Genomic DNA, 1,617 nt, shown 5'->3' on the forward strand with positions numbered 1-1,617 from the left:
CAATGGCCGCATTCAAGCCCAAGCTCCCGGCATGGGCAGGGTACGCGGGCATAGGCGACCCCGTGGTTTGCATCGATGGTGGTGAACGGGTAATTTGCAATCTCGACATCGGCGAGTGTCGCCGCCTTGAAAAAAGTCGACTTTCCACAGTTTGGTTTTCCGGCAAGTGCAAGCGTGATCATCGTAATTGACATGTACGACCGATGCATATTAACATGCATGGGCTATATCACACGAGAAACTGCATACTTCGACGCCCCCGGACCACAGAATACCGATGATTGTATCCAGCTCTGTATAGCACGGGCAGAAGAGGAACAGATCAACACAATTGTCCTTGCAAGCACCTCCGGCGCGACCGCCCTTTCTTTCCAGAAGGCGGTGAAAGGCACACGCATCCGTCTTGTTGTGGTGTCACATGTCGTCGGCTTTTCAGAGCCCGGTGTCTGGGAGTTCTCAGAAGATGCAAAAGCATCACTTCTTGCAGAAGGCCATACAATCGTCACCGGCACGCATGCTCTCTCCGGTCTTGAGCGCGCCCTCTCCCGGTCCGCGCGGGTCGGAGGCGGCTCGCGTTCTGAGGCGATCGCAGAGGCGCTCAGGCGGGTTGTTGCGGTCGGGCTGAAGGTTGCTGTTGAATGTGTACTGATTGCAGCAGATCAGGGTGCAATCGGAATCAGTGAAGAGGTGATCGCAGTCGGCGGAACTATGAGCGGTGCAGACTGTGCTGCGGTGATCCGCCCGGCTCACACCTCGTCTTTCTTCGATCTCCAGGTTCGTGAGATGATCGCGATGCCAAGAAACCGGTGATCCATGATCCGAGAGGCATTTGCTGAAACATTCGGGCTGCTGAAGGCCTATCCCCTTCTCTGGCTTGGAGGACTGGTGATCGGTGCCGTCTCAGTCGGAGACATACTCATCGGAGGGGCCAGCCCGGCTCTATCCGGAGTCCTTCAACTCCTTTCACTCCTGCTCTTCCCCTTCATTATAGCCGGGAGTTACGGTATTATACGGGAGAAGAAAGGAGATCTCGCCACGTTCCTCAGGTATGCAACCGGGTACTATTTCCGGATCCTGTTGCCGTTGATCATCATTGTCTTTGCTGCATTCGTGACGATCTTTCTGCTGTTAATCCCGATGGCACTCATGGGAGGGGGCCCGACTCCTGATATGATCTTCTTCATCGCAATGGGTGTTATCATCCCGTTCATGCTCTTTACGTACTTTTATGACTGTTTCGCGGTTTTTTCGGATGAGAAGATCTTTGACTCGATCCGCTCCAGTATCACGATCGTCCTCTACAACTCCTGGAAAATCCTCCTCTTCATCATAGTGAATATTGTCGTCCTCGGAACCCTCCTCTTTGGCCTTGCATTTGTCTGGATGGGGCTCCTCTGGGAGAAGATGAGCGAGATCGGCGCAATGGATCCCGAGGTGATCAGCGCAATGAGCGGTGAAGAGGTGATGGCCCTCCTCGGCCCTGATGCCCTCTTTGCAACAGCAGTCATCCTCTTCATCTGGGCGCTGATCGCAACGCCCTTCACCATCGCCTTCAAGGCAGCCTTCTTCCAGCGGCTTGGAGAGGTGCCTCAAATCGAGCAGCAGGTCGGTGTCTAT

Annotated in this window: 3 protein-coding genes; 2 read left to right on the forward strand and 1 reads right to left on the reverse strand. The window is 54.5% G+C overall.

Features of this window, described 5'->3' with window-relative positions; translation table 11 throughout:
• A partial coding sequence (locus QCH34_RS12345; protein ID WP_300334576.1) for a GTPase occupies positions 1-182 on the reverse strand: 182 nt, incomplete at its 3' end.
• A gap of 37 nt (positions 183-219) precedes the next feature.
• Here QCH34_RS12345 and QCH34_RS12350 point away from each other — a divergent pair.
• Together QCH34_RS12350 and QCH34_RS12355 are read left to right on the forward strand one after the other, a co-directional pair.
• Positions 220-810 carry a pyruvate kinase alpha/beta domain-containing protein gene (locus tag QCH34_RS12350; RefSeq protein WP_300334573.1) on the forward strand — a complete coding sequence of 197 codons (591 nt, stop codon included), beginning with the start codon at positions 220-222 and terminating at the stop codon, positions 808-810.
• Between the two features lie 3 nt (positions 811-813).
• Positions 814-1,617: hypothetical protein (locus QCH34_RS12355; protein WP_300334575.1), on the forward strand; the 804-nt coding region annotated here is incomplete at its 3' end.

It is taken from the genome of Methanocalculus sp. (genome assembly GCF_029762515.1).
Classification (GTDB): Archaea; Halobacteriota; Methanomicrobia; order Methanomicrobiales; family Methanocorpusculaceae; genus Methanocalculus.